The organism is Pedococcus aerophilus (assembly GCF_039532215.1).
Taxonomy (GTDB): Bacteria; Actinomycetota; Actinomycetes; order Actinomycetales; family Dermatophilaceae; genus Pedococcus; species Pedococcus aerophilus.
This window is the reverse complement of record NZ_BAAARN010000001.1, coordinates 1,430,799-1,450,800: the sequence shown is the minus strand read 5'-3', so window position 1 is coordinate 1,450,800 and position 20,002 is coordinate 1,430,799. Positions and strand designations below refer to the sequence as shown.

At 67.8% G+C, this 20,002-nt stretch carries 13 protein-coding genes; all 13 read left to right on the top strand.

The window, feature by feature from the left end:
* Positions 1 to 20: 20 nt before the first annotated feature.
* The 13 genes from ABD286_RS06860 to tuf all read left to right on the top strand — a co-directional run bounded on the left by ABD286_RS06860 (position 21) and on the right by tuf (position 19,942).
* Positions 21 to 1,049, top strand: coding sequence for an MCE family protein (locus ABD286_RS06860; protein WP_344191519.1), 1,029 nt, complete (start codon positions 21 to 23; stop codon positions 1,047 to 1,049).
* Positions 1,049 to 2,020 carry an MCE family protein gene (locus ABD286_RS06855; protein WP_344191517.1) on the top strand — a complete coding sequence of 324 codons (972 nt, stop codon included), beginning with the start codon at positions 1,049 to 1,051 and terminating at the stop codon, positions 2,018 to 2,020. Before ABD286_RS06860 ends, ABD286_RS06855 begins: the two co-directional genes overlap by 1 nt.
* Entirely contained in the window at positions 2,020 to 3,291 is a 1,272-nt protein-coding gene (locus ABD286_RS06850; RefSeq protein WP_344191515.1) for an MCE family protein, read from the top strand. The genes ABD286_RS06855 and ABD286_RS06850 overlap by 1 nt, the downstream gene beginning before the upstream one ends.
* Positions 3,292 to 3,296: 5 nt before the next feature.
* On the top strand, positions 3,297 to 4,616 hold the full coding sequence (locus tag ABD286_RS06845; protein ID WP_344193296.1) for an MCE family protein: 1,320 nt from the start codon (positions 3,297 to 3,299) through the stop codon (positions 4,614 to 4,616).
* Entirely contained in the window at positions 4,613 to 5,890 is a 1,278-nt protein-coding gene (locus ABD286_RS06840) for an MCE family protein (protein ID WP_344191513.1), read from the top strand. The genes ABD286_RS06845 and ABD286_RS06840 overlap by 4 nt, the downstream gene beginning before the upstream one ends.
* Positions 5,887 to 6,483 carry a hypothetical protein gene (locus tag ABD286_RS06835; RefSeq protein ID WP_344191511.1) on the top strand — a complete coding sequence of 199 codons (597 nt, stop codon included), beginning with the start codon at positions 5,887 to 5,889 and terminating at the stop codon, positions 6,481 to 6,483. Before ABD286_RS06840 ends, ABD286_RS06835 begins: the two co-directional genes overlap by 4 nt.
* A gap of 82 nt (positions 6,484 to 6,565) precedes the next feature.
* A complete protein-coding gene (locus ABD286_RS06830; protein ID WP_344191509.1) occupies positions 6,566 to 7,255 on the top strand; it encodes a hypothetical protein in 690 nt (229 codons plus the stop codon).
* A gap of 396 nt (positions 7,256 to 7,651) precedes the next feature.
* Positions 7,652 to 11,128 carry a DNA-directed RNA polymerase subunit beta gene (rpoB, locus tag ABD286_RS06825; RefSeq protein ID WP_344191507.1) on the top strand — a complete coding sequence of 1,159 codons (3,477 nt, stop codon included), beginning with the start codon at positions 7,652 to 7,654 and terminating at the stop codon, positions 11,126 to 11,128.
* 103 nt (positions 11,129 to 11,231) lie between these two features.
* Complete coding sequence (locus tag ABD286_RS06820) at positions 11,232 to 15,110, top strand: DNA-directed RNA polymerase subunit beta' (RefSeq protein WP_344191505.1); 3,879 nt, start codon at positions 11,232 to 11,234, stop codon at positions 15,108 to 15,110.
* A gap of 437 nt (positions 15,111 to 15,547) precedes the next feature.
* A complete protein-coding gene (gene rpsL, locus ABD286_RS06815; RefSeq protein WP_056915474.1) occupies positions 15,548 to 15,922 on the top strand; it encodes a 30S ribosomal protein S12 in 375 nt (124 codons plus the stop codon).
* The gene (gene rpsG, locus ABD286_RS06810) at positions 15,922 to 16,392 is read left to right on the top strand and encodes a 30S ribosomal protein S7 (RefSeq protein WP_056883291.1); all 471 of its coding nucleotides are present in this window, start codon (positions 15,922 to 15,924) and stop codon (positions 16,390 to 16,392) included. Before rpsL ends, rpsG begins: the two co-directional genes overlap by 1 nt.
* Positions 16,393 to 16,507: 115 nt before the next feature.
* The gene (gene fusA / locus ABD286_RS06805) at positions 16,508 to 18,622 is read left to right on the top strand and encodes an elongation factor G (RefSeq protein WP_344191502.1); all 2,115 of its coding nucleotides are present in this window, start codon (positions 16,508 to 16,510) and stop codon (positions 18,620 to 18,622) included.
* Between the two features lie 123 nt (positions 18,623 to 18,745).
* Positions 18,746 to 19,942 carry an elongation factor Tu gene (gene tuf / locus ABD286_RS06800; protein ID WP_344191499.1) on the top strand — a complete coding sequence of 399 codons (1,197 nt, stop codon included), beginning with the start codon at positions 18,746 to 18,748 and terminating at the stop codon, positions 19,940 to 19,942.
* The last annotated feature ends 60 nt before the right edge of the window (positions 19,943 to 20,002 follow it).

The following is a 20,002-nucleotide window of genomic DNA, read 5'->3' as shown; positions in this document are numbered from 1 at the left end:
GATACTTCGCGAGGACCCCGATGAACACTCGTTCGAGCCTCGTGAAGTTCATCGTCTTCGTCGTCGCCACCCTGCTGGCCACGGGCACCCTCGCCGCGACGATCGCCAACATCCAGTTCGGCGACAAGGCGACGTACACCGCCGTCTTCGAGGACGTCACCGGCCTGGCCGCCGGCCAGGAGGTCCGCATCGCGGGCGTCCGCGTCGGTGAGGTCAAGGCCATCGCCGTCGCCAAGGACCGCGTCCACGCCGATGTCGAGTTCAAGGTCCTCAAGACCAGCGTCCTCACCGAGGGCACCAAGGCGACCATCAAGTACCGCAACCTCGTGGGGGAGCGCTACATCGCCCTCACCCAGGAGGTCGGCGGGGCCCGCCCGCTCAAGGACGGCGCCACCATCGGGTTGAAGCGCACCCAGTCCGCCCTCGACCTCACGGTGCTCTTCAACGGGTTCAAGCCGTTGTTCGCCGCGTTGTCCCCGAAGGACGTCAACGAGCTCTCGGGCAACATCATCAGCGTCCTGCAGGGGGAGGGCGGCAACATCAACTCGCTGCTCGCGAAGACCGCCTCGCTCACCTCGACGCTGGCCGACCGCGACGAGGTCATCGGCCGCACGATCAGCAACCTCAACACCGTCCTCGGCACCGTCGACGAGCGCGACGCGGCACTCAAGGAGCTCATCGACCAGCTCCAGCGGTTCGTGTCAGGGCTGGCCGCCGACCGCAAGACCATCGGCGCCTCGCTCACCAACATCAACTCGCTGACCGCGCAGACCGCTGACCTCCTCAAGGTCACCCGGGCGCCCCTGAAGTCCGACATCGCCAACCTGCGGTCCCTCGCGACGAACCTCAACGAGCCGGCCAACACCGCCACCTTCGAGAAGTTCCTGACGACCTCGCCCGGGAAGATCAACACCATCACCCGGACGGCGACCTACGGCTCGTGGTTCAACTTCTACCTCTGCGACTTCAGCGGGACGATCAAGCTGCCCGTCGGCCCCGCGGTGAAGCTCGACAAGCCCGAACAGCTCTCGGCTGCGAGGTGCTCCTGATGGCCATCCCGTTCCGCGAGCGCAACCCCGTCCCGATCGGGGCGGCCGGGCTGCTCGTCATCGCCGTCCTGCTGCTGCTGGCCTTCAACATCCAGAGCATCCCGCTGATCGGCGGCGGCGACTCCTACCGGGCAGCGTTCAGCGAGGCCGGAGGACTGGTCGAGGGCGACGACGTCCGCATCGCCGGCGTGAAGGTCGGAAAGGTCCAGGGCGTAGACCTCGCGGGCGATCACGTCGTCGTCGACTTCAAGGTCACCGAGCCCGCCGCCTTCGGCACCCAGACCGCCGCATCCGTGCGCATGAAGACCCTGCTCGGTCAGAAGTACCTCGCGCTCGAGCCCGCCGGGCCCGGCCAGCTCAAGGAGGACACCGAGATCCCGCTCGACCGCACCGTGTCGTCCTACGACATCGTCAACGCCTTCAGCGACCTCGCGACGACCACCGAGCGCATCGACACGGGGGCGTTGGCGACCTCGCTGACGACCCTCGCCACAGAGTTCAAGGACAGTCCCGAGGAGGTCAGGGCGGCCCTCGACGGACTCAGTCGGCTGTCCCGGACGATCGCCTCACGCGACGCCGAGCTGAAGAAGCTCCTCGCCTCGGCCAACAGCGTCTCCGGCACGGTGGCCCAGCGGAACAAGGCGATCGAGTCGATCATCAAGAACGCCGACCTGCTGCTGGTCGAGCTCGAGGCGCGGCGCGAGGACATCCACACGCTGTTCGTCAACACCTCGGCGATGGCCCAGCAGATCACCGGACTGGTGCGCGACAACCGGGCCCAGCTCAAGCCGGCCCTGGACCAGCTGACCAAGGTCCTCGCGGTGCTGCAGAAGCACGAGAAGGACCTGGGCGACACGATCGCGGCGATGGCGCCGTTCACGCGGCTGTTCGCCAACGTGCTCGGCAACGGCCGCTGGTTCGACACCTACATCGAGAACCTCACCACCCCCGTCGAACTCGGAGGCCAGTGATGGCACGCCCGACCACCGGCCCCCTCGCGGGCTTCATACCGAAGGCCGTGGCCGCGCTCACGGTCGTGGCCCTCGCTGCCGGCGCCTACGCCTTCTGGCCCCGGCACGAGACGATCCGGGTGACCGGCGAGTTCTCCCGGGCCGTCGGCCTCTTCCCCGGCTCCGACGTCCGCATCCTCGGCGTGCAGGTGGGGGAGGTCAGCGAGGTGAACCCGAAGGGCGACAAGGTCGAGGTCGTCTTCGAGTACGACGCGAAGTACAAGGTGCCGGCGCAGGCCCAGGCCGCAGTCGTGGCACCGTCCCTCGTCAGCGACCGCTACGTGCAGCTGTTCCCCGCCTACACCGGGGGACCGGTGATGAAGGACGACGCCAAGATCGGCCTGGACCGCACCGCCGTACCGGTCGAGCTCGACCGGATCTCCTCGAGCCTGGACGACCTGCTCGTGGCGCTCGGCCCCACCGGCGCCAACAAGGACGGTGCCCTCGCGGACGCCCTCGACACCGGCGCGAAGAACCTCGACGGCCAGGGCCAGAAGCTGCACGACACCAACCGCGACCTCAGCCTGGCGCTCCAGACCCTGTCGGGCGGACGGAACGACCTGTTCGGCACGGTGAAGAACCTGCAGACCTTCACCTCGATGCTGGCCACCAACGACGCCCAGGTCCGGCGCCTCAACGCCGACCTCGCCAGCGTGTCGACCCAGCTCGACGCCGAGCGCGACGACCTCGCGGCCGCGCTGAAGAACCTCGCCGTCGCCCTGAGCGAGGTCAGCTCGTTCGTCCGCGACAACCGGACCTCGCTCACGACGAACATCGGCCAGCTCGCGTCCGTCACCGGCACGGTGGCCAAGCAGCGCGACGCCCTGGCCGAGACGCTGACCAACGCTCCGGTCGCGATCAGCAACCTCCAGAACGCCTACAACCCCAAGAGCGGCACCCTCGACACCCGCGCCAACGTCAACGAGAACCTCAAGCTCCAGACGCTGCTGTGCAACCTCATCACCGCGAGCGGCCAGCCCCCGAGCCTGTGCACGACCGTCGACGGGCTCCTCAAGCCGATCACCGACCTCCTCGACACCCTCGAGGGGGCGGGGGTGGACCTCCCCACCGACCTGCTGAGCGCCATACCGAGGTCGCAGGGCGGCACCGGTCCCGAGGCATCGACCACGAAGACCGCGACCTCGACCACCCCGTCGACCCAGAGCACCCCGGGCGTCCGGCTGCGAGGGGCCGACCCCACCCTCGGTGGGCTCCTGGAAGGGAACCGGTGAGCACCATGAAGACCATCGACCGGACCCACCGCCCGACCCGTATGCCGCGGGGTCGTCTCCTCGCGGTCGGCCTCGCCGTCGGCGCCGTGGTCACCACCACCGGGTGCCAGGGGGCCTTCGACCTTCCGCTGCCCGGTGGGGCCGCCAACCGGGGCGACACCATCCGCGTCACGGCGGAGTTCGCCGACGTCCTCGACCTCGTGCCGCAGTCCTCGGTCAAGGTCGACCAGGTCACCGTCGGCTCGGTCGAGAAGATCGAGCTCAACGGCTGGACGGCCCGGGTCACGCTGCGCCTGCCCAAGGACGTCAAGCTGCCCGACAACGCCGTGGCCGAGCTCAAGCAGACCTCGCTGCTCGGCGAGAAGTACGTCGAGCTCGCGCCGCCGAAGGCCGGGGCACCCGAGGGGGCCCTCGGCAACGGCGACAACATCCCCCTCGACCGCACCGGGCGCAACCCCGAGGTCGAGGAGGTGCTGAGCGCGATGTCGTTGCTGCTCAACGGTGGTGGCGTCGCCCAGCTGAAGGTCATCGAGACCGAGCTCAACAACGCGCTCAGCGGCAACGAGACCGAGATCAAGGACCTCATCACCCAGCTCGACACCTTCGTCGGCGGCCTGGACCAGCAGAAGAGCGAGATCGTCCGCGCCATCGACAACATCGACAAGCTGGCCGCGCGCCTGGCCGCCCAGAAGGACGACCTCCAGCGGGCGCTGGACACCATGCCCGGGGGCCTGAAGGTCCTGGCCGACCAGCGCAAGCAGCTCGTGCAGCTGCTCGCGTCGCTGAGCCGACTCGGCGCAGTCGGCACCGACGTCATCGCCCAGAGCAAGGCCGACACCAAGGCCAACCTCGAGGCGCTCGAGCCGATCCTCGCCCAGCTCACCAAGGCCGGGGACGACCTCCCGAAGTCGCTCCAGCTGTTCCTGACCTATCCCTTCCCCGACAGCGCCACGGGCGCCATCAAGGGCGACTACACGAACCTCTCGGCCGACCTCGACCTCAACCTCACCAACCTCGCCGGCAACCTCGGCCTGCCCACCCTGCCGGGCGGCGGGCTGCCCACGGGGCTGCCGACCGGCCTTCCCACCGACCTGCCCACGGACCTGCCCTCGCTGCCGTCGCTGCCGTCGGTCCCCTCGCTGCCGGTCCCGAACCCCCCGAGCGTCCCCAGCGTGCCCGACCTGCCGCTGCCCCAGGGCACCTCGTCGTCGAGCAGCAGCACGTCCGGTGGCGGGGTGGCCTGTCCGCCGCTGTGCCTGTCCTCCCAGCAGTCGGGGTCCGGATCCGACGGCTCCTGGCGCTCGCTCTATGGAGGTGGCGCATGATCCGCCGCTCGGTGAAGGTGCAGCTGTTCGCCTTCCTCCTCATCACGCTCGTCACCGTGTCGGTGCTGTCGGCCCGCTACGTCGGCCTCTACGACCGGGTGGTCGGCGGGCAGTTCCACGTCGCTGCGGACTTCGCCCAGTCCGGCGGCATCTTCGTCGGCTCCGAGGTCTCCTACCGCGGCGTCACCGTCGGTCGCGTCGACAACCTGCGCCTGTCCAGCGACGGCGTCGTCGTCGAGGCCAAGATCGAGCGGGGGGTGAAGATCCCCAAGGACACCAAGGTCGTCGTGGAGAACCGCTCGGCGGTGGGGGAGCAGTACCTCGACTTCCAGCCCCGCAGCGAGGGTGGGGAGGTGCTCGCCGACGGCGACACGATCCCGCGCAAGGACACGCAGTACCCGTTGCGGGTGGACACCCTCCTGCTCGACCTCGACCGCACGGTCAACTCCGTCGACCGTGACGACCTGTCGACGGTCGTGGACGAGCTCGGCGACGGGTTCGCCGACGGCGGCAAGGACGTCCAGCGGCTCATCGACAGCGGCGACGCGCTCACCAAGGCGGCCACGGAGGCCCTCCCCGAGACCAAGAAGCTGCTGGACGACGGCCGGATCGTGCTCGACACCCAGCGCGACACCTCGGGCGAGATCAAGGTCTTCGCCTCGAACTTCGCCGACCTCGCCGACACCCTCAAGGCCTCCGACGGCGACCTGCGCCTGGTCCTGGACCGCGGGGTGGTGGCGTCCAAGGAGCTCGAGGCCCTGATCCGCGACAACCAGGGCAACCTTGCCGCCCTGCTGGCCAACCTCATCACCGTGGGCCAGGTGACCACCGCGAGGGTCGACGGCATCCAGCAGCTCCTCGTCACCTACCCCGACGTCGTGGCCGGCGGCTACACCGTCGTGCCCGGGGACGGAACGGCCCACTTCGGCCTGGCCCTGGCCCAGGAGCCGCACGTCTGCGAGGCCGGCTACGGCGGCACCAAGCGCACCAACCCGAAGACGACGACGAACCTGCCTCCGGTGAACACCAGCGCCCGGTGCACGGCGCCGCGCGGCTCGGGGACAACCGTGCGCGGTGCGCAGAACGCTCCCGGGCCCTCGGGCGGGGGAGCCAACGCGACCGTGCCGCTGGCTTTCGGCGACCAGCCCGTATCCCCGGGCATGGCTGCGTCGTTGGGCATGACAACGCCACAGGTGACGGTGCCCGTGCTCCCCCCAGGGGGTGAGAGCAGCGATCCCTCGTGGTTGTGGATCATGAAGGAGGCTGCTCGATGAGCACGATCACCACCCACGCCGGGAGGGCGGTGAACGCGGACACCCCGACCCCACGGTCGTCCGCCGACACACAGCAGGAGACCGACACCGCCCAGCGGGTCGGCGTCGCACGCATCACCCCACGCCTCGTGTGGGTCCTCGTCGTGCTGGCGCTCGTCGCGTCCGTGGCCCTCGCGGCCACCCGCGGACGGGACTGGTATGCAGCGCGGCAGACGACCGCGGCGAACGCCGCCGCCACGGCGGCGGCCAGGCAGCTGGCCATCAACTTCGTCAGCGTCGACCACACCACCGTGGATGCCGACACCGCCCGAGTGCGGGCCGGTGCCACCGGCGACTTCCTCAAGAGCTACTCGACCTCCGTCGACCAGCTCAAGAAGGTCCTGGTCGCCAACAAGACCGTCTCGACGGTCCAGCGCTCGGAGGCGGCTCTCGTCTCCGGCGACCTCGACTCCGCGGTCGCGCTCGTCGGCGTCGTCGCCCCGACGAAGAACACCGCCGTGCCGGCGGGGGAGACCAAGACCTACCGGATGCGGCTGGAGCTGCGGAAGGTCGGCGCAGACTGGAAGGTGGAGAACCTTGAGTTCGTCGGCTGACACGCCCCGTCCCCGTCCGAAGGTCGCCGGCCACCGGTCCCGGGCCCGCGCCGCATCGCACGGCGCGGAGGTCGAGACCTCGGTGACGGGGACCCCCCTGCCGAGCGCCAGCACGGCCGGCGGCGGGCCGACGACCGGCACCGCCCCCGACGCCCGCACCACCTCCGACGCCCGGACGACGTCCGACGCCCGCCCCGCCGGGCGCACGTTCGCCGTGAAGCGGCCAGGGCGCCGTACCCCTCCCGTCGCCGACCGGACCGTCACGGCAGGCGGGCAGTCCGACGGCACCGGAGGGGGACGTCGTCGATGGGTCGCGCCAGTCCTGTCCCTCGTCGCGAGCCTGGCCGTGCTGGGCACCGTCGCCGGCGTCAGCCTCCAGGACGGCGGAGCCGACGAACGCGCCGAACGCGCGGCCACCAACCAGGCCCGCACGTCCATCGAGCAGATGCTCAGCTACAACTACAAGACCATCGACGGGCAGGCCGCCCAGATCGAGGGCCTGCTCACCGGCGGGTTCAAGGCGGAGTTCTCCACCGCCATGGACAAGGAGATCAAGCCGCTCGCGGTGAAGAACCAGACCGTCGTCCAGGCCCGGGTGTCCGACCTCGGCGTGGTGAGCTCGTCCCCGACGAGCGTGAAGGTGATGGCCTTCGTCAACCAGGCGCGGGTGGGGACCGACCAGAAGGAGCCCGTCGTCGACCAGAACCGCGTCCTCGCCACCCTGTCGAAGGTCGGGGACCGGTGGCTGATCAGCCGGGTCGACGCCTTCTGACCCACGGACCACGACCACGCTGACCTGCGGCGACGTCCCCACGGGGACGTCGCCGCCGCCGTGCAGGGGGACCGTTCGGCTCCTCCTCGGGGTGGCGCCCTTGACGTCGGGCCGTGGGCGCGTCATCCTCGTCTGCGTCGACCCGCCCCTTGTGGGGGCGAGACCCCCGTCAACGGCTGGGCTGAGCCCGCTGGACACGGTTGGACGAGGCTGCCCTCCACGTGTATGCTCATCCTTTGCGCTGCCCTCTTTCGCGCCCCCACTTCGGACAGAAGCTCTTCGCCGTGCCCTCCGGCACGGACACGGAGCCCCTGCCGACCAGGGTCGTGACGGCGGCTGGCGCCAATTCGGTTTCGAACCATCAGTTTTAAGACAGGCCCGTGGAAGGACCCCTCCTTGGCTGCCTCGCGCAACGCGACTCAGACTGTGTCCACCGCACGGACGGCTTCTGGCCGTCTGTCGTTCGCGAAGATCCGCGAACCCCTCGAGGTCCCCGACCTCCTGGCGCTGCAAACGGAAAGCTTCGACTGGCTGCTCGGTAACGAGCGCTGGCAGGCCCGTGTCGCAGAAGCCAAGGCCGCGGGCCGGGGGGATGTGCCGGATCGCTCCGGCCTCGAGGAGATCTTCGAGGAAATCTCTCCGATCGAGGACTTCAGCGGCTCCATGTCGCTGTCGTTCCGCGACCACCGCTTCGAGGACGTCAAGTACTCCATCGAGGACTGCAAGGAGCGCGACCAGACCTACTCCGCGCCCCTGTTCGTCACCGCGGAGTTCATGAACACCACCACCGGCGAGATCAAGAGCCAGACGGTGTTCATGGGTGACTTCCCGCTCATGACCGAGCGCGGCACCTTCGTCATCAACGGCACCGAGCGTGTCGTCGTGTCGCAGCTGGTCCGCAGCCCCGGCGTCTACTTCGAGCGCACGCCCGACAAGACGTCCGACAAGGACATCTACACGTCGAAGATCATCCCGAGCCGCGGTGCGTGGCTCGAGTTCGAGATCGACAAGCGCGACATGGTCGGCGTCCGCGTCGACCGCAAGCGCAAGCAGTCGGTCACCGTGCTCCTCAAGGCGCTCGGCATGTCCGAGGCCGACATCCTCGAGGAGTTCGGCGACTACGAGTCGATGCGACTCACCCTGGAGAAGGACCACACGGCCGGCCAGGACGACGCGCTGCTCGACATCTACCGCAAGCTGCGTCCGGGCGAACCGCCGACCCGTGAGGCGGCCCAGACGCTCCTGGACAACCTCTACTTCAACCCCAAGCGCTACGACCTCGCCAAGGTCGGCCGCTACAAGATCGACCGCAAGCTGGGCGTCGCCGCCGAGCTCGGCGACTCGGTCCTGTCGGTGGACGACATCGTCGCGACGATCAAGTACATCGTCACGCTGCACGCCGGAGAGACCACCCTGGCCGGCAAGAACGGCGAGGAGGTCGTCGTCGAGGTCGATGACATCGACCACTTCGGCAACCGTCGCCTGCGCAACGTCGGCGAGCTCATCCAGAACCAGGTCCGCACCGGCCTGTCCCGCATGGAGCGCGTCGTCCGCGAGCGCATGACCACGCAGGACGTCGAGGCGATCACGCCGCAGACCCTGATCAACATCCGCCCCGTGGTGGCCTCGATCAAGGAGTTCTTCGGCACCTCGCAGCTGTCGCAGTTCATGGACCAGAACAACCCGCTCGCGGGCCTGACGCACAAGCGGCGTCTGTCGGCCCTCGGCCCGGGTGGTCTGTCCCGTGACCGCGCCGGCATGGAGGTCCGTGACGTCCACCCGTCGCACTACGGTCGCATGTGCCCCATCGAGACCCCGGAAGGCCCGAACATCGGCCTGATCGGCTCGCTGGCGTCCTACGGGCGGATCAACGCCTTCGGCTTCATCGAGACCCCGTACCGCAAGGTCGTCAAGGGTCAGGTCACCGACGAGATCCACTACCTGTCGGCTGACGAGGAGGACCGCCACGTCATCGCGCAGGCCAACGCCGTCATCGACGCCGAGGGCAACTTCACCGACGAGCGCGTCCTGGTCCGCACCAAGGGTGGCGAGGTCGACTACATCCCCGGTGAGGACGTCGACTTCATGGACGTCTCCGCCCGCCAGATGGTGTCGGCCGCGACCGCGCTGATCCCCTTCCTCGAGCACGACGACGCCAACCGCGCGCTCATGGGCTCCAACATGCAGCGCCAGGCGGTGCCGCTGGTCAAGTCCGAGGCGCCGCTGGTCGGCACCGGCATGGAGTACCGCGCCGCGCTCGACTCGGGCGACGTCGTCCGTGCCGAGGCCGCTGGTGTGGTCACCGAGGTCTCCGCCGACCTCGTCACCGTCGCTGGTGACGACGGCTCGACGCGCACGTACCGGATCACCAAGTTCGGCCGCTCCAACCAGGGCACGTCCTACAACCAGGTCGTCGTCGTCAACGAGGGCGACCGGGTCGAGGCCGGCGGCGTCATCGCCGACGGTCCCGCGACCGAGGGCGGCGAGATGGCCCTCGGGCGCAACCTGCTCGTGGCGTTCATGCCGTGGGAGGGCCACAACTACGAGGACGCGATCATCCTCAGCCAGCGCCTGGTGCAGGACGACGTCCTCTCCTCGATCCACATCGAGGAGCACGAGGTCGACGCCCGTGACACCAAGCTCGGGCCGGAGGAGATCACGCGGGACATCCCGAACGTCTCCGAGGAGGTCCTGGCCGACCTCGACGAGCGCGGCATCATCCGCATCGGTGCCGAGGTCCGCGACGGCGACCTGCTCGTCGGCAAGGTCACGCCCAAGGGTGAGACCGAGCTGACGCCGGAGGAGCGCCTGCTGCGCGCCATCTTCGGTGAGAAGGCCCGCGAGGTCCGTGACACGTCCCTGAAGGTGCCCCACGGCGAGACCGGCACGGTCATCGGCGTGAAGGTGTTCGACAAGGACGAGGGCGACGACCTGCCCCCGGGCGTCAACCAGCTCGTCCGCGTCTACGTCGCCAACAAGCGCAAGATCACCGATGGTGACAAGCTCGCCGGCCGTCACGGCAACAAGGGCGTCATCTCCAAGATCCTGCCCGTCGAGGACATGCCGTTCCTCGAGGACGGCACCCCCGTGGACGTCGTGCTCAACCCGCTCGGTGTCCCCGGCCGCATGAACGTCGGCCAGATCCTCGAGCTGCACCTCGGCTGGGCCGCCTCACGCGGCTGGGAGATCGCCGGCAACCCGGACTGGGCCAAGCTCATCCCGGAGGACGCCCGCACGGCGCCCGCCGGCACGCGCGTGGCCTCCCCGGTGTTCGACGGTGTGCGCGAGGACGAGATCGTGGGTCTGCTCGACTCCACGACCAAGACCCGCGACGACGTGCGCCTCATCGACGGCTCCGGCAAGTCCCGGCTCTTCGACGGTCGCTCCGGCGAGCCGTTCCCCGAGCCGGTCTCCGTGGGCTACATGTACATCCTCAAGCTCCACCACCTCGTGGACGACAAGATCCACGCCCGCAGCACCGGCCCGTACTCCATGATCACGCAGCAGCCGCTGGGTGGTAAGGCGCAGTTCGGTGGCCAGCGCTTCGGTGAGATGGAGGTGTGGGCCCTCGAGGCCTACGGCGCCGCCTACGCGCTGCAGGAGCTGCTCACCATCAAGTCCGACGACGTCCAGGGCCGCGTGAAGGTCTACGAGGCGATCGTCAAGGGCGACAACATCCCCGAGCCCGGCATCCCCGAGTCCTTCAAGGTGCTCATCAAGGAGATGCAGTCGCTGTGCCTCAACGTCGAGGTCCTCAGCAGCGACGGCACGTCCATCGAGCTGAAGGAGTCCGACGAGGACGTCTTCCGCGCGGCGGAGGAGCTCGGAATCGACCTGTCCCGGCGCGAGCCCAGTTCGGTCGAAGAGGTCTGAGGCACTGGTGTGCCGCGCGGTCACCCCGGTGACGCGCGGCACACCGCCCCTCCTCCCGACCAACCCCAAGATTTACAGCTAGAGACACGGAAGAAGGAACCACGTGCTCGACGTCAACTTCTTTGACGAACTGCGCATCGGCCTGGCCACTGCTGACGACATCCGTCAGTGGAGCCACGGTGAGGTGAAGAAGCCGGAAACCATCAACTACCGCACGCTCAAGCCCGAGAAGGAGGGCCTGTTCTGCGAGCGCATCTTCGGCCCCACCCGGGACTGGGAGTGCAACTGCGGCAAGTACAAGCGGGTCCGCTTCAAGGGCATCATCTGTGAGCGCTGCGGCGTCGAGGTCACTCGCGCCAAGGTGCGTCGTGAGCGGATGGGCCACATCGAGCTCGCCGCCCCCGTCACCCACATCTGGTACTTCAAGGGCGTCCCGTCGCGCCTGGGGTACCTGCTCGACCTGGCCCCGAAGGACCTCGAGAAGGTCATCTACTTCGCGGCCTACATGATCACGTCCGTCGACGACGAGCAGCGCCACAAGGACCTGCCGTCGCTCGAGGCGCAGATCGAGGTCGAGAAGAAGGAGTTCTCCAACAAGCGTGACTCCGAGGTCGAGGCCCGCGCCAAGCGCCTCGAGTCCGACATCGCCGAGCTCGAGGCCGAGGGTGCCAAGGCCGACGCGCGCCGCAAGGTCCGCGAGTCCGCCGAGCGCGAGATGAACCAGATCCGCAAGCGTGCGGACCAGCAGATCGAGCGCCTCGAGCAGGTCTGGGACCGGTTCAAGAACCTCAAGGTCCAGGACCTCGAGGGTGACGAGATCCTCTACCGCGAGATGCGCGACCGGTTCGGCCTCTACTTCGAGGGCGGCATGGGCGCCGCGGCGATCCAGAAGCGTCTGCAGACCTTCGACCTCGAGGCCGAGGCGGAGCTGCTGCGCGAGATCATCGCGACCGGCAAGGGCCAGAAGAAGACCCGTGCCCTCAAGCGGCTCAAGGTCGTCACCGCGTTCCAGGTCACGACCAACAAGCCCGACGGCATGGTCCTGGACGCCGTCCCGGTCATCCCGCCGGACCTGCGTCCGATGGTGCAGCTGGACGGTGGCCGCTTCGCGACCTCCGACCTGAACGACCTGTACCGCCGCGTCATCAACCGCAACAACCGCCTCAAGCGGCTGCTCGACCTCGGTGCGCCCGAGATCATCGTCAACAACGAGAAGCGGATGCTCCAGGAGGCCGTCGACAGCCTCTTCGACAACGGCCGTCGTGGTCGCCCGGTCACGGGTCCCGGCAACCGTCCGCTCAAGTCGCTGTCCGACATGCTCAAGGGCAAGCAGGGTCGTTTCCGCCAGAACCTGCTCGGCAAGCGCGTCGACTACTCCGGCCGTTCGGTCATCGTCGTCGGCCCGCAGCTGAAGCTGCACCAGTGCGGTCTGCCCAAGCAGATGGCCCTGGAGCTCTTCAAGCCGTTCGTGATGAAGCGCCTGGTCGACCTCGACCACGCGCAGAACATCAAGTCGGCCAAGCGCATGGTCGAGCGCGCCCGTCCGGTCGTGTGGGACGTCCTCGAAGAGGTCATCACCGAGCACCCCGTGCTGCTCAACCGTGCACCCACGCTGCACCGTCTCGGCATCCAGGCGTTCGAGCCGCAGCTCGTCGAGGGCAAGGCCATCCAGATCCACCCGCTCGTCTGCTCGGCCTTCAACGCCGACTTCGACGGTGACCAGATGGCTGTCCACGTGCCGCTGAGCACCGAGGCGCAGGCCGAGGCCCGCATCCTCATGCTCTCGAGCAACAACATCCTGAAGCCGGCCGACGGTCGTCCGGTGACCATGCCCACCCAGGACATGATCATCGGCCTCTACCACCTCACCTCCGAGGTGGAGGAGGGTCGCGGCACCGGTCGTGCGTTCTCCTCGGTCTCCGAGGCGCGGATGGCGTTCGACGCCGGCCAGCTCGAGCTCGGCAGCAAGATCAAGATCCGGCTGCTGGACGTCGTCCCGATCCCGGGCACCGAGCTGCCCGAGGGTGTCGAGGCCGACGCCCAGGGCCAGGTCGCGTCGCTGACGTTCGAGACGACCCTCGGTCGCGCGCTGTTCAACCAGACGCTGCCGGTGGACTACCCGTTCGTCGACGCCGTCGTGGACAAGAAGCGCCTCTCGACGATCGTCAACGACCTCGCCGAGCGCTACAGCAAGGTGCAGGTGGCTGCGAGCCTCGACGCACTCAAGGAGTACGGCTTCCACTGGGCGACCCGCTCGGGCACCACGGTCGCCATCTCCGACGTCGTGACCCCGCCGCGCAAGCTCGAGATCCTCGAGGCGTACGAGACCAAGGCCACCAAGGTCCAGGTCCAGTACGAGCGCGGTCTGATCACCGACGACGAGCGTCGTCAGGAGCTCATCGAGATCTGGACCCAGGCGACCAACGAGGTCGCCAAGGAGATGGAGGCCAACCTCCCGAAGACGAACACCATCTACAAGATGGTGTCCTCGGGTGCGCGTGGTAACTGGATGCAGCTGCGTCAGATCGCCGGTATGCGTGGTCTGGTGTCCAACCCGAAGGGCGACATCATCCCGCGTCCGATCCGCGCGAACTTCCGCGAGGGTCTGTCGGTGCTCGAGTTCTTCATCTCCACGCACGGTTCCCGTAAGGGTCTTGCCGACACCGCCCTGCGCACCGCCGACTCCGGTTACCTGACCCGTCGTCTGGTGGACGTGTCGCAGGACGTCATCATCCGCGAGGACGACTGCGGCACCGACCGTGGCCTCACCATGCCGATCGCGCAGAAGAACGCGAACGGTGCGCTGGTCGAGCACGACGACGTGGAGACCTCGGTCTACGCGCGGACGCTCGCCGCGGACGTGGAGAAGGACGGCTCCGTCCTCGCCGTGGCCGGCATCGACCTCGGTGACGTGGTCATCGACGCTCTCGTCGCCGCCGGCGTCGAGGAGGTCAAGGTCCGCTCGGTGCTCACCTGTGAGTCCCACGTCGGCACCTGCGCCGCCTGCTACGGCCGTTCGCTGGCCACCGGCAAGCTCGTCGACATCGGTGAGGCGGTCGGCATCATCGCCGCCCAGTCCATCGGTGAGCCCGGCACCCAGCTGACGATGCGTACCTTCCACACCGGTGGTGTGGCTGGTGACGACATCACCCAGGGTCTGCCGCGTGTCGTCGAGCTCTTCGAGGCCCGTACCCCGAAGGGTGTCTCCCCGATCGCCGAGGCCTCCGGCCGCGTCACGATCGAGGACACGGACAAGACTCGTCGCCTGATGCTCACGCCGGACGACGGCTCCGAGGAGCACGCCTACCCCGTGAGCAAGCGTGCGCGCCTGCTCGTGCAGGACGGCGAGCACGTCGAGGTCGGTCACCAGCTGACGGTCGGTTCCATCGACCCGAAGCAGGTCCTGCGCATCCTCGGCCCGCGTGCGGTCCAGATGCACCTGGTCGACGAGGTCCAGCACGTCTACCGCCAGCAGGGTGTGTCGATCCACGACAAGCACATCGAGGTCATCGTGCGGCAGATGCTGCGCCGGATCACGATCATCGAGTCCGGTGACGCCGACCTGCTCCCCGGTGAGCTGGCCGAGCGTGGCCGCTTCGAGAACGAGAACCGTCGCGTCGTCGCCGAGAGTGGCCGCCCGGCCTCGGGTCGCCCCGAGCTCATGGGTATCACCAAGGCGTCGCTCGCCACCGACTCGTGGCTGTCGGCCGCCTCCTTCCAGGAGACGACCCGCGTGCTGACCGAGGCTGCGATGAACGGGAAGTCGGACCCGCTGCTGGGTCTGAAGGAGAACGTCATCCTCGGAAAGCTCATCCCGGCCGGCACGGGTCTCCCGCGCTACCGGAACATCAAGGTCGAGGCCACAGAAGAGGCCAAGGCGGCGATGTACTCGATGCCGAGCTACGAGTACGACTACCCGGTCTTCGGCCCGGGCTCCGGCGAGGCCATCCGCCTCGACGACGCCGAGCTGGGTCTGGACTGACCACTCGCTCGCACAGCACGATCCCGAGGGGGTCGGTCCGGTTCGCCGGGCCGGCCCCCTCGGCCGTGCGGGGCCCCACCGCGCGGCATACAGGGGCGCCTGCCGGTGTTGAGGACTGTGCTGCCGTGGCGGGGGAGCGGGGTCGTACCGATTTGGTGGGCCACCACGCAGGCGGTATCTTTGAACACTGTGTCTGAGGTCCACTTCTCGGACACGCCCGCTGGAGCCGCCGCCGGATCAGGCTGGTGGGCCAGCACCACCTCTCGCCGGGCAATCCACACCAGATCCGCATGGGTCTGGCATGGAGAGTGCAGGGGGGAGCGCCGAGCACGACACACCCGAGTGCGGGGGTCGGGCGAGGCACCACACCAAGGAGTGCCCAAGGTCCGCTGACGCGGAGCGACGGCGCAGAACATCAACTACGTACGGAGAACAGGTTGCCTACGATCAACCAGCTTGTGCGCAAGGGGCGTCAGGACAAGGTCACCAAGACCAAGACCCCTGCCCTCAAGGGCTCGCCCCAGCGCCGTGGTGTGTGCACGCGCGTGTACACCACCACCCCCAAGAAGCCGAACTCTGCCCTGCGCAAGGTCGCCCGTGTGCGCCTCACCAGCGGCATCGAGGTCACGGCCTACATCCCCGGCGTCGGCCACAACCTGCAGGAGCACTCGATCGTGCTCGTGCGTGGTGGTCGTGTGAAGGACCTCCCCGGCGTCCGCTACAAGATCGTGCGTGGCTCGCTCGACACCCAGGGTGTCAAGAACCGCAAGCAGGCCCGCTCCCTCTACGGCGCCAAGAAGGAGAAGAAGTAATGCCTCGTAAGGGACCCGCGCCCAAGCGCCCCCTCGTCGTCGACCCGGTCCACAACTCCCCGTTGGTGACCCAGCTGGTCAACAAGATCCTGCTCGATGGCAAGAAGTCCATCGCCGAGACGATCGTCTACGGCGCCCTCGAGGGCTGCCGCGAGAAGACCGGCACCGACCCCGTGGTCACGCTCAAGCGTGCCCTCGACAACATCCGTCCCACCCTCGAGGTCAAGTCCCGCCGTGTCGGTGGCGCGACCTACCAGGTGCCGATCGAGGTCAAGCCCAACCGCGCGACCACGCTGGCCCTGCGCTGGATGGTCGGCTACTCGCGTCAGCGTCGTGAGAAGACGATGACCGAGCGCCTCATGAACGAGATCCTCGACGCGTCCAACGGCCTCGGTGCCGCGGTGAAGCGTCGCGAGGACACCCACAAGATGGCCGAGTCCAACAAGGCCTTCGCGCACTACCGCTGGTAGCAGCGCCCGGTGTGCCGCGCGCCTCGCGCGCGCGGCACACCGGAGGTGCGTGGTGGCCACGCGCCCCCCCGCACCACACAGCATTTTTCGTAACGAGCGAGATGAGACGATCACATTGGCACTCGACGTCCTGACGGACCTGACCAAGGTCCGCAACATCGGGATCATGGCGCACATCGACGCCGGCAAGACGACGACGACTGAGCGCATCCTCTTCTACACCGGGGTCAACCACAAGATCGGTGAGACCCACGACGGTGCCTCCACCACCGACTGGATGGAGCAGGAGAAGGAGCGCGGCATCACGATCACGTCTGCCGCCGTGACCTCCTTCTGGGAGGGCACCCAGATCAACATCATCGACACCCCCGGGCACGTCGACTTCACCGTCGAGGTGGAGCGCTCGCTGCGCGTCCTCGACGGCGCCGTCGCGGTGTTCGACGGCAAGGAGGGCGTCGAGCCCCAGTCCGAGACCGTCTGGCGCCAGGCCGACAAGTACGACGTCCCCCGCATCGCGTTCGTCAACAAGATGGACAAGCTCGGCGCGGACTTCTACTTCACCGTCGACACCATCAAGGACCGCCTCGGTGCGGAGCCCCTCGTGCTGCAGCTCCCGATCGGCGCCGAGAACGACTTCGTCGGTGTCGTCGACCTCATCTACCGTCGCGCGCTCGTGTGGCCCGGTGACGCCAAGGGTGACGTCACCATGGGTGCCAAGTACGAGATCCAGGAGATCCCGGCCGACATGCTCGAGAAGGTGGAGGAGTACCGCCACGCCCTCGTCGAGCGCGTCGCCGAGTCCGACGACGAGCTCATGGAGAAGTACCTCGGTGGCGAGGAGCTGACGCCCGAGGAGATCAAGGGCGCGATCCGCAAGCTCACGGTCAACTCCGAGCTCTACCCGATCCTGTGCGGCTCCGCCTTCAAGAACCGCGGCGTGCAGCCGATGCTCGACGCCGTCGTCGACTACCTGCCGTCGCCGCTCGACGTCCCCCCGATGGTCGGCCACAAGCCGAACCACGAGGAGGTCGAGATGACGCGTCGTCCCGACACCAGCGAGCCGTTCTCGGCCCTGGCGTTCAAGGTCGCCTCGCACCCGTTCTTCGGCACGCTGACCTTCATCCGCGTCTACTCCGGCCAGATCTCCTCCGGCTCCGCGGTCGTCAACACGACCAAGGGCCGCAAGGAGCGCATCGGCAAGCTGTTCCAGATGCACGCCAACAAGGAGAACCCCGTGGACGAGGCCCTCGCGGGTCACATCTACGCGGCGATCGGCCTGAAGGACACCACGACCGGTGACACCCTGAGCGACCCGAACGAGCAGATCGTGCTCGAGTCGATGACGTTCCCGGACCCGGTCATCCAGGTGGCCATCGAGCCCAAGACCAAGGGTGACCAGGAGAAGCTCTCCACGGCCATCCAGAAGCTCTCCGCCGAGGACCCGACCTTCCAGGTCCACCACGACGAGGAGACCGGCCAGACCATCATCGCCGGCATGGGCGAGCTCCACCTCGACATCCTCGTGGACCGCATGAAGCGCGAGTTCAAGGTCGAGGCCAACGTCGGCAAGCCGCAGGTGGCCTACCGCGAGACGATCCGTCGCGCCGTGGAGAAGTACGACTACACCCACAAGAAGCAGACGGGTGGCTCCGGCCAGTTCGCCAAGGTCCAGGTCTCCATCGAGCCCCTGGACACCCAGGACGGCGAGCTCTACGAGTTCGAGAACAAGGTCACCGGTGGTCGCGTCCCGCGCGAGTACATCCCGTCGGTCGACGCCGGTATCCAGGACGCCATGCAGTACGGCGTGCTCGCCGGCTACCCGCTGGTCGGGATCAAGGCGACCCTGCTCGACGGTGCCTACCACGACGTCGACTCCTCCGAGATGGCGTTCAAGATCGCCGGTTCCATGGTGCTGAAGGAGGCCGTCCGCAAGGCCGACCCCGTGCTCCTCGAGCCGATGATGGCCGTCGAGGTCCGTACGCCCGAGGACTACATGGGCGACGTCATCGGTGACATCAACTCCCGCCGTGGCCAGATCCAGGGCATGGAGGACATCAGCGGTGCCAAGGTCGTCCGCGGCCTCGTCCCGCTGTCCGAGATGTTCGGCTACGTCGGCGACCTGCGTTCCAAGACGCAGGGTCGGGCGAGCTTCTCCATGGAGTTTGACTCCTACGCCGAGGTCCCCAAGGCTGTGGCCGAGGAGATCATCAAGAAGACCCGTGGTGAGTGACCGCTAAGATTCACGGTCGAAGCACGGTCTGACTGACCCCCAAGCACCACCCCCACATCGCGCCACGTCCCACCTGGGCACAAAGGCGTTCCACCAAGAAGAGAGTCCTGAGGAGGACACCAAGTGGCGAAGGCAAAGTTCGAGCGGACCAAGCCGCACGTCAACATCGGCACCATCGGTCACATTGACCACGGTAAGACGACGCTGACGGCTGCGATTTCCAAGGTCCTGCACGACAAGTACCCGGACCTGAACCCGCAGTTCGCGTTCGACGACATCGACAAGGCGCCCGAAGAGAAGCAGCGCGGCATCACGATCTCGATCGCGCACATCGAGTACCAGACGGAGGGTCGTCACTACGCCCACGTCGACTGCCCCGGTCACGCTGACTACGTGAAGAACATGATCACGGGTGCGGCGCAGATGGACGGCGCCATCCTCGTGGTCGCGGCGACCGACGGCCCGATGCCCCAGACGAAGGAGCACGTCCTCCTGGCCCGCCAGGTCGGCGTCCCCTACATCGTCGTGGCGCTCAACAAGGCCGACATGGTCGACGACGAGGAGATCCTCGAGCTCGTCGAGATGGAGGTCCGCGAGCTGCTGTCCTCCTACGAGTTCCCCGGCGACGACCTCCCGGTCGTCAAGGTGTCGGCGCTCAAGGCCCTCGAGGGCGACGCCGAGTGGGGCCAGAGTGTTCTGGACCTCATGGACGCTGTCGACAACGCCATCCCCGAGCCGGAGCGCGAGATCGACAAGCCGTTCCTCATGCCCGTGGAGGACGTGTTCACGATCACCGGTCGTGGCACCGTCGTCACCGGTCGTATCGAGCGCGGCATCCTCAAGGTCAACGAGGAGATCGAGATCGTCGGCATCCACACCGGTCCGCCGACCAAGACCACCGTCACCGGTGTCGAGATGTTCCGCAAGCTGCTCGACGAGGGTCGTGCGGGCGAGAACGTCGGTCTGCTTCTTCGTGGCACCAAGCGCGAGGACGTCGAGCGCGGCCAGGTCATCTGCAAGCCGGGCTCGATCACGCCGCACACGGACTTCGAGGCCAACGTCTACATCCTGTCCAAGGACGAGGGCGGCCGTCACACGCCGTTCTACGACAACTACCGCCCGCAGTTCTACTTCCGTACGACTGACGTGACGGGTGTCGTGCACCTCCCCGAGGGCACCGAGATGGTCATGCCCGGTGACAACACCGAGATGAACGTCGAGCTCATCCAGCCGATCGCCATGGAGGAGGGCCTCAAGTTCGCCATCCGCGAGGGAGGCCGTACCGTCGGCGCCGGTCGCGTGACCAAGATCCTCAAGTGATCTGACGTCACCACAGCACCACTGAGGGGCCCGCAGCTTCGGCTGCGGGGCCCTCTGCCG

What these genes read in the sequence shown, in the direction of transcription:
- ABD286_RS06860 (WP_344191519.1), top strand. Translation starts at nt 21, where the DNA reads ATGAACACTCGTTCGAGCCTCGTGAAGTTCATCGTCTTCGTCGTCGCC.
- ABD286_RS06855 (WP_344191517.1), top strand. Translation starts at nt 1,049, where the DNA reads ATGGCCATCCCGTTCCGCGAGCGCAACCCCGTCCCGATCGGGGCGGCC.
- ABD286_RS06850 (WP_344191515.1), top strand. Translation starts at nt 2,020, where the DNA reads ATGGCACGCCCGACCACCGGCCCCCTCGCGGGCTTCATACCGAAGGCC.
- ABD286_RS06845 (WP_344193296.1), top strand. Translation starts at nt 3,297, where the DNA reads ATGAAGACCATCGACCGGACCCACCGCCCGACCCGTATGCCGCGGGGT.
- ABD286_RS06840 (WP_344191513.1), top strand. Translation starts at nt 4,613, where the DNA reads ATGATCCGCCGCTCGGTGAAGGTGCAGCTGTTCGCCTTCCTCCTCATC.
- ABD286_RS06835 (WP_344191511.1), top strand. Translation starts at nt 5,887, where the DNA reads ATGAGCACGATCACCACCCACGCCGGGAGGGCGGTGAACGCGGACACC.
- rpsG (WP_056883291.1), top strand. Translation starts at nt 15,922, where the DNA reads ATGCCTCGTAAGGGACCCGCGCCCAAGCGCCCCCTCGTCGTCGACCCG.